General features: G+C 64.4%; 7 protein-coding genes. 2 read left to right on the top strand and 5 right to left on the bottom strand.

All coding sequences use genetic code 11. The features are described from left to right. On the bottom strand, positions 1-517 hold a 517-nt coding region (locus E8A46_RS03955; RefSeq protein ID WP_291557753.1), incomplete at its 3' end, for an AsmA family protein. Positions 518-724: 207 nt separating this feature from the next. Between E8A46_RS03955 and E8A46_RS03950 the strand changes: the two genes are divergently transcribed. Then, complete coding sequence (locus E8A46_RS03950; protein ID WP_291557750.1) at positions 725-1399, top strand: Crp/Fnr family transcriptional regulator; 675 nt, start codon at positions 725-727, stop codon at positions 1397-1399. A gap of 12 nt (positions 1400-1411) precedes the next feature. After that, the gene (locus tag E8A46_RS03945) at positions 1412-2857 is read left to right on the top strand and encodes a hypothetical protein (protein WP_291557747.1); all 1446 of its coding nucleotides are present in this window, start codon (positions 1412-1414) and stop codon (positions 2855-2857) included. A 19-nt stretch (positions 2858-2876) separates the two neighbouring features. Here the strand turns inward: E8A46_RS03945 and E8A46_RS03940 are convergent, their stop codons facing one another. The 4 genes from E8A46_RS03940 to E8A46_RS03925 form a co-directional block, all read right to left on the bottom strand. Continuing rightward, on the bottom strand, positions 2877-6020 hold the full coding sequence (locus E8A46_RS03940) for an efflux RND transporter permease subunit (RefSeq protein ID WP_291557744.1): 3144 nt from the start codon (positions 6018-6020) through the stop codon (positions 2877-2879). After that, positions 6020-6952 carry an efflux RND transporter periplasmic adaptor subunit gene (locus E8A46_RS03935; protein WP_291557742.1) on the bottom strand — a complete coding sequence of 311 codons (933 nt, stop codon included), beginning with the start codon at positions 6950-6952 and terminating at the stop codon, positions 6020-6022. Before E8A46_RS03935 ends, E8A46_RS03940 begins: the two co-directional genes overlap by 1 nt. Before the next feature lie 218 nt (positions 6953-7170). Then, on the bottom strand, positions 7171-7845 hold the full coding sequence (locus tag E8A46_RS03930) for an OmpA family protein (RefSeq protein WP_291557741.1): 675 nt from the start codon (positions 7843-7845) through the stop codon (positions 7171-7173). 155 nt (positions 7846-8000) lie between these two features. Next, positions 8001-8554, bottom strand: a 554-nt coding sequence (locus tag E8A46_RS03925) for a tetratricopeptide repeat protein (RefSeq protein ID WP_291557738.1), incomplete at its 5' end; no start/stop codon positions are given.

Raw genomic sequence — 8554 nt, 5'->3', positions numbered from 1 at the left:
TGATGCCTTCGATGCGGTTGTCGACGTGATCGCGCAGGTTGGAAAACGCCACCGTACCGTCGGTCACCGTGATGCGCTGGACCATGGGCGCATCGGAATCGGCCTCGCGCGAAGCAGCCGCGGGCCCGGAGGAAGCCGCCTTGGGCGCCGGCTTGCGTTCGCGCAGCAGCGGCACGTTGAGAACCGGGCGGACGATGACGAGTTCGGTGATCTCGGGGCGGCCCGACCACAGGCTGGCCAGCGTGATGTCGGCCTGGATGCTGCCGACGGTGAGGCGATTGCCGTCGTCGCGGTCCTTCGGCGCCTCGAGCGTGACGTCATGGATCGTCACATTCAGCGACGGCCACAGCCCGATCCTGGTCGAGCCCGCGATGGTCAGCCGGTATCCGGTTTGCTGCTCGACGCGGTTCTGGATCGCCGAGGTCAGGAAGCCCGACGGCACTCCGACGATCAGCAGCAGCGCGGCGACAACGAGGATGGCGGCGATGGCGGCGCTGACGATTTTCAAGGCTTTCATGTCGACATTCCAGGCCGGGCAAACGGCGTCGGGTTTGGCCAGGCCGGTAGCTCCGGCGTGGCCTTCAATTCTATCCCGGAAACGGGAAGTGGCTCAAAGCCGCCCAAAAATAGTCCGGGGGTGCTGCAAAAGTATGTGACTTATGACACACTTCGGGCATGGCGATCTCCGGCGATTGATTTCAAGTTTTTGTTGGACGGCATTGCAATGAGCAAACAGGCCGAATTTGCGGTTATTCTGAAGATGAATCCGATGTTCGCGGATCTCGGCGCCGACGAATTGCGGCGGATCTCGGCGCTTTGCCACACCCAGCACCTCGATGCCGGCGAGATGCTGTTCCAGAAGGGCGACGCCGGCGACGCCCTGTTCGGGGTGCGCCGCGGCCAGATCCGGATCGAGACCGGCGCTTCCGACGGCAGCCGGCTGACGCTGAATTTTCTCGGGCCGGGCGATCTGTTCGGCGAGGTCGCGGTGCTCGACGGCCAGAGCCGCACCGCGGACGCGGCCGCCGGCGAGCCGACCGAATTGTTCGTGCTGCGCAGGGAGGATTTCCTCGGCCATCTCGAACGCGAGCCGCGCGTCGCGGTCAAGCTGATCATGCTGTTGTGCCAGCGCATCCGCTGGATGAGCGAGCGGATGGAGGAATCGGTGCTGCAGCCGCTGCCGGTTCGCCTGGCGCGGAGGCTGTGCGCGCTGGCGTCCGATTTCGGTTCCGAGGTGCACATCTCGCAGGAGCAGCTCGGCGTGTTCGTCGGCGCCGCGCGCGAAAGCGTCAACCGCCAATTGCAGCTCTGGCGCAAGGACGGCATTTTGGATCTGCAGCGCGGCCGCATCCTGCTGCAGAACATGACCAAGCTGACGGCGGTGGCGCGGAATGAGTAGGCGAGAACCGCGATGATCAAACTCACTCCGCGCGTTGTCGCGCGGGCCGCCGGCTTTGCGCTTCTGGTTGCGCCCTTCGCCTTGCGTCCGTCATTTGCCCAGGATCATTCGCAGATGTACCATGAGCAGCCCGCGGCCCAGGATCATTCAGATATGCATCACGAGCAGCCTGCGAAGAAGCCGCCGAAGGCCAGGAAGAAAAAGCCCGCCCCAGACAAGCATTCGATGTCTCACGAGACCATGCCCGGCATGGATCACGGCATGGGACACGACGGTCACGAGATGAAAGGATTTCTCGGCCCGTATGGCATGGGCCGCGAGGGGTCGGGGACAAGCTGGCAGCCTGACACCTCGCCGCATGAAGGCATCCACGCGCAATACGGGGATTGGATGACGATGTGGCACGCGCTGTTCAACGGCGTGTACGACAATCAGGGCGGTCCGCGCGGCGACACCAAGACGTTTGTCAGCGGCATGGTGATGGCGATGGCGCAGCGCGAGGTCGAGGCCAGCACGTTCGGCCTGCGCGCTATGCTGTCACCGGATCCGTTCATGGGCGCCAGCGGCTATCCGCTTCTGCTGGCGACCGGCGAAACCGCCGATGGCCGGACCCCGCTGGTCGACCGCCAGCATCCACACGACCTGTTCATGGAACTGGCTGCGACCTATTCGTATCAGCTGGCGAAGACGTCCAGCGTGTTCCTCTACGCGGGCCTGCCCGGGGAACCTGCGCTCGGCCCCACGGCCTTCATGCACCGGGTCAGCGGTCTGGATAATCCGGAAGCGCCGATCACCCACCACTGGCTGGATAGCACGCATATCTCGTTCGGCGTTGTCACCGCCGGCATTGTTCTCGACACCATCAAGCTGGAGGTATCGGCCTTTCGCGGCCGCGAGCCCGATCAATTCCGTTACGACATCGAGCCGCCGAAGCTGGACAGTTACTCCGCCCGCGCAAGCTGGAACCCGACCCGGGAACTTTCGATGCAGATATCCTGGGGGCACATCACCTCCCCGGAACAGCTGATGCCGACGGTCGATGAAAACCGTCTCACCGCCTCGCTTTCCTATACGAAGCCGTTCAACGCGGGTGATCTATGGGCGACCACGCTGGCGTGGGGCCGCAAATACGACACCCCGGGCAACACCCTGGATGGCTACCTCGCCGAGAGCGAGTTGATCTTCAAGAACGGCATCACCCTGTTCACCCGCGCCGAGCGCGTCCAGAACGACGAGCTGCTGGAGCGGGATGAAATGGTCATGGGTCCGGTAACGCTGCAGCCGGTCTACACCGTCAGCAAGGTTTCGGTAGGTGGCATCTATGACTTCGTCCACACCCAGAACATGAAGTTCGGACTCGGCGCGCTCGTCAGCCGCTATGGAATCCCCGATGCCTTGAAGTCGGACTATGGCGACCCGAGGAGCTACATGATCTTCGCGAGGCTGAAAATCCAGTGAGGGCGGCCCACGGCGCCCCTCACTCCGCGGCGGGCGAATGCACGACGCTCGGCGGCGTTGGCTTGTGATCGCTGGCGTGATCCGCCGTCGCGCCGTGTTCGCCCTCGCCGCTGGACGCCAGCAGCTTCTTGCCGAAGCGCCAGAACAAGGCGCCGACGTCGTCCATCATCATGAACATCGCCGGCACGAACACCAGCGACAGCACGGTGGAGAACACCAGCCCGCCGATCACGGCCAGCGCCATCGGCGAACGGAATTCGCCACCGGCGCCGAACGCCAGCGCCGAGGGCATCATGCCGGCGGCCATGGCGATGGTGGTCATGACGATGGGACGGGCGCGCTTCATGCCGGCGTCGATGATGGCTTCTTCGCGCGACTTTCCTTCGCGGATCGATTCGACCGCGAATTCCACCAGCATGATGGCGTTCTTGGTCACGATGCCCATCAGCATCAGGATTCCGATCCATACTGGCGTGGTGAGCTGCTTGCCGGTCACGAGCAGCGCCACGATCGCGCCGCCGATCGAAAGCGGCAGCGAGAACAGGATGGTGATCGGCTGCAGGAAGGTTCCGAACAGCAGCACCAGCACCGCGTAGACCATCATCAGGCCTGCGGTAATGGCGGTGGCAAAGCCCGCCGACAATTCATTCAGGCTTTCGGCGTCGCCGGACGGGTTCACCTTCACGCCCGTGGGCAGGGTCTTCATCACCGGCAGGTCGTAGATCTTCTTGGTGGCATCGCCGAGCGCCGCGGTGCCGACGAGGTCGGCCGCCACGGTGGCTTGCCGCTCGCGATCGTAGCGGTTGATGCTGGTCGGGCCCTGATCAAGCTTGATGTCGGCGACCACCGATAGCGGCACGCCGCCGCGCCCGCCGCCGAGCGGCACCCGCAACTGGTCGAGAACCTGCAGGTTGCCGCGCGCGCCGTCCTCGAGCTGGACGCGGATCGGCACCTGGCGGTCGCCGGCGTCGAACTTGGCGAGCGCCGGGCCGACGTCGCCGATGGTGGCGACGCGAATAGTCTCCGACAGGCTTTCGGTGGAGACGCCGAGCCGTGCCGCCAGATCCGCCCGCGGCTGGACGCGCAGCTCGGGCCGGTCGAGCGACGTCTCGGAAATCACATTGGCGATCAGCGGAATCCGCTTCATCTGGTTGGCCAGTTCGCTGGCGACGTTGCTGACAATGTTGCTGTCCGCGCCGGTCACAACCAGCGAGATTGCGCGCAGACCGTTTTCGTCGAGGAACCAGAACCGGATGTCGGGAACGTTTTCGAGCTCCTGGCTGATCTCAAGCTCGAGCCTGCGCTGGGTGATCTTGCGTTCGGTCTTCGGCGTGTAATTGATGATCAGCGCGGCGCGGCGCACCTCGAAGGTGCCCGGCGGCACCCGGCCGCCGTCGACGAACACGCTCTTGACCTCGGGGCGCTTGCGCAGGCGGGCGACGATTTCCTCGGTGACCTTCTCGGTATAGGCGAGCTGCGATCCCGGCGGCAGCTCCATCGCCAGCAGCGAGCGCGCGGTGTCCTGCGCCGGCAGGAAGCCTTGCGGCAGCAGCGTGATGCTCCAGATCGAAGCAGCGAAGATGCCAAAGCCGATCAGCACGGTGACGAAGTAGTGCTTCACCGACCAGGTCACGAGCCGCGTGTAGGTCTGCAGCACGCGCCCTGGCGGGGGGGCGTCATGCGGATGGTCCTTGAGGAAATAGGCGGCCAGCACCGGCGTGACGAAGCGCGCGGCGAGCAGCGAGAAGAACACCTGCACGGAAACCGTGATGCCGAACTGCTTGAAGAACTGCCCGGCGATCCCCGACATGAAGCTTGCGGGCGCGAAGATCGCGATGATGGTCAGCGAGATCGCGATGACGGCGAGGCCGATTTCGTCGGCGGCTTCAAGGGCGGCGCGATACGGCGACTTGCCCATCCGCATGTGGCGCACGATGTTCTCGATCTCGACGATGGCGTCGTCGACGAGAATACCGGTCGATAGCGTGATGGCGAGGAAGCTGACGAGATTCAGCGAAAATCCCAGAATGTCCATCGCCCAGAATGCCGGGAAGATCGACAGCGGCAGCGAGATCGCGGCGATAATGGTGGCGCGGATATCGCGCAGGAACAACAGCACGATGATGACGGCGAGAATGGCGCCCTCGAACAGGGTCGAGATCGCCGCCTCGTAGTTGCCCTTGGTGAATTCCACCGAGGTGTCGATCAGCTTGAGGTCGACGTCGGGGTGGGCGATTTTCAGCGCGTCGATGCGCTTCTGCACCGCGGCGGCGACCACCACGTCGCTGGCGCCCTTGGAGCGTTTGATGCCGAGCGCCACCACCGGCTCGCCGTTGAAGCGGGCGAAGGTGCGGCGGTCGGCGATGGTGTCGGTGACGGTGCCGAGATCGTCGAGGCGCACTTCGCCGCCGGCCGGCAGGCTGATCATGGTTCCGGCGAGATCGTTGAGGGTCTTGGCGCCGGCCAGCGTGCGGATCGCCTGATCGTTCTTTCCGATCTCGGCCCGGCCGCCGGCGAGATCGACATTGGTGCCGCGCAGGCGGTGGCTGACATCGACCGCGGTGAGCCCCGCGGCCTGCAGCCGGTCCGGATCGAGCGAGACCAGAATCTCGCGCTCGACACCGCCGATACGTTCGACCTGGGCGACGTTGCGCACGCCCTGCAGCGCGCGCTTGACGACGTCGTCGACGAAATAGGACAGCTGCTCGGGCGTCTTGCCGGGCGAGATCGCGGCATAGGTGACGATCGGCAGGCCGATCACGTCGACGCGCTGGATCAGGGGCTCGTTGACGTTTTGCGGCAGGTTGGAGCGCACCCGCGTGACGGCGTCCTTGACGTCGTTCAGCGCGCGGTCGGTATTGGTCTCGAGCGCGAACTGGATCGTCGTCAGCGATAGCCCGTCGGTGATCGACGATGAAATGTGCCGCACGCCCTCGACGCCGGACACGCCGTCTTCGATGGTCTTGGTAACCTGCGATTCAAGCTCGGCCGGCGCCGCGCCGAATTGCGAGACCGCAACCGAAATCACGGGGATGTCGGCGCTCGGCAGGCGGGTCACCGCAAGCTTGGTGAAGCTGACCCAGCCGAGCACCAAGAGGATGATCGAAAACACGACAGAGGGAAGCGGATTGCGGATCGACCATGCCGAGATATTGAGAGCCATCAGCGTACCCGTGTTCGATCGAGGTCCTCGGCGAACATGGTCTTGATCTGGTCGCCGTCGTGCAGCGAAGAGCCCGCATCGGCCACGACGATTTCGCCGACGTCGAGCCCCTCGAGGATTTCCGTTGACGTGTCGGACACCAGGCCAACCCGGACTTTTCGCGTCTCAACCGTATTTCCTTTGACCACCTGAACCGTAAGATGGTCAATGGCGGTGCGCGGGATCGCGACCCCGCAGCTGCGCTTGGCGTCGATGCTGGCCTGGGCGAACATGCCGATCTTGAGCGAGGAATTGCTGGTCAGGGTGATCCTGACATGGCCGAGCTGGGTGGCGCGATCGATCTGCGGCGAAACCAGCCTGACGCGTCCGACGATATCCGGGCCGTTGTCGCGGCTGATCCGCACCGTCGCGCCGGGATTGAGCTTCATCATGTGGAACGCGGGCACTTCGGCATCGAGGTCGATGTCGTTGTTGACGGCAATCCGGAACATCGGCCCGGCCTGCGGCGAGGCCGGGGCGCCGACGACGGTGTTGACCTGGGTCACGAGCCCGGCCGCCGGCGCGCGCAGCGAGGTCTGCGAGGCCGGCCTTGCGCCGCCACCCGGGGCGGCCGGCTGCGCCGGCGGTGGGGTCAACCGCGCCAGCTCCTGGTTGTCGGTGACCATCTCGCCTTCGCGGACCAACAGATCGGAAACCTTGGATCCCTCCAGATCGACGCCGACCACTGCTTCGCGGCGCGGCACCACAAATCCGGTGACCCGCACCAGGTCCGAGAAGCAGGCATTGGTGGATTTCGTGACGATGACCAGAGCGGTGCCGGGCGTTTCCTTCTCCTCGGGGTGGGAGCGGTGCTCAAACCAGTACCAAGCACCGCCCAGGACCGCGAAACAGGCCACCGCTAACGCAGGCTTGAGGTATTCGGAAAGCGTCATCGCGCGATCAATCCAGACTTAAACTCTTGAGACGGTCATTCCGGGGCGATGCCAAAGCATCCTACCCGGAATCTCGAGATTCCCCGCTACGCAATCGCGCATCTGAGGTCCGGTGCTGACGCACCATCCCGGAATGACGGAGAGTATGACAGACAGAAGCGTCCCGCGGGGGGCGCGGGACGCACTTCGCTTGCAAAACTTTACCCCGGCCATACCGTTCACTTCGACGCGGTGGCCTTGTTTTCCATGTTCACGACCTGGACGCGGCGGTTCACGTCCGCCAGCGGGTTGGCCGGGTCCTTGAGCTTGGTCTTGCCATATCCGACGGTCACAAGGTCAGTGCCGGCAATGCCGAATTTGTCGACCAGATAACGCTTGATCGAGTCGGCGCGGCGCTCGGAAAGGTCCTGATTGTAGGCCTCGCCGCCGGCGGCGTCGGTATGGCCCGCGACGACGAAGGTCGAGCCCTTCAGGTCGGAATTGGAAAGCGCCCGCCCCAAAGCCTGGACCGAGGGCAGCGACTTGGCGCTGATATCGGCCGAATTGTAGTCGAAGTTGATCTCCAGATCGATCTTCGGCTTGTCCTTGACGATGGTGGCGATTTCTTCGCGCTCGGACAGCGAGAGCGAGCGCGTGGGCCGGTTGCGCAGCGTCTGCACGAAGCGTCCTTCGGCGGCGACCGCTGCCGGATCGGTCTGGGTCTGCGGCCCCATCGACAGGCCTCGGGTCAGGGGTTTTTTGGCTGGCGCCAGCGCCTGCAGGATCTGATCTTCGGTAACATCATCGGCGGCTTTGGCGACGCCGATCGAGAGCGCGGCGCCAATGGTCAGAAGCGAAAGGATCGCCGTCAGAATGCTGCTTCCAGAGATTTTCGACCGAGAGAATTTCCACATTGCCAGTCCCTCCTGCGCCGCGTTGCGTGGTTCCAACGGATTTGCCGGTCAGTCGCCGGCCCACATCATCCCCGTTCGGCCGCGGCTCTGCCTGCTATGTCTCCGCTGCCGCCCCTAGGGTTCGAGGCCGCGCCCGTTCTCCCCTCAAGAAATCGTCAACGTACGCCGTAACCCGCGAATTCCTTGACGATATTCGGATCCATGGCCTTCGCATTGGCGATATCCAGCTCGCCCTCTGCAACCGCGCCGTTGCGCTGCTTGGCAAGGCCCCGCCCGTACAGCGACGAGGTCAGCCTCGGATTGATCTTCAGGGCGGCGTCGAAATCGGCAATCGCGTTCTTGGCCTGCCCGCTCTTCAGGTTGACAAGGCCACGGCTGTCGAGGGCATCGACGAAGTTCGGGCGCAGCCGGAGCGCCTCGTTGCAATCCCGCAGCGCCGACTGCAGGTCGCCGATCACGGTGCGGGCCCAGCAGCGGTTGTTGTAGGCCTCGACGTCTTTCGGATTGAGCCGCAGCGAGTCGTCGAAGTCCTTGATGGCGAGGGTATAGGCCCCCTTGCTGGCATAGACCTGTCCACGCCGGTAGAGCGCGCCGGCGTCGTCCGGATTGTCGGCAAGCCTGATGGTCAGGCTCTTGATGGTCGGGTCATCGGCGAGCGATGGCGGCGGCGGTGGCGTTCCCTCATTGTTTGGAGGGATTTGGTTTGGAG

This window comes from Bradyrhizobium sp. (assembly GCF_004799445.1).
Classification (GTDB): Bacteria; Pseudomonadota; Alphaproteobacteria; order Rhizobiales; family Xanthobacteraceae; genus Bradyrhizobium.
The sequence above is the reverse complement of the archived record's forward strand: the minus strand, read 5'-3'. Positions and strand labels throughout refer to the sequence as shown.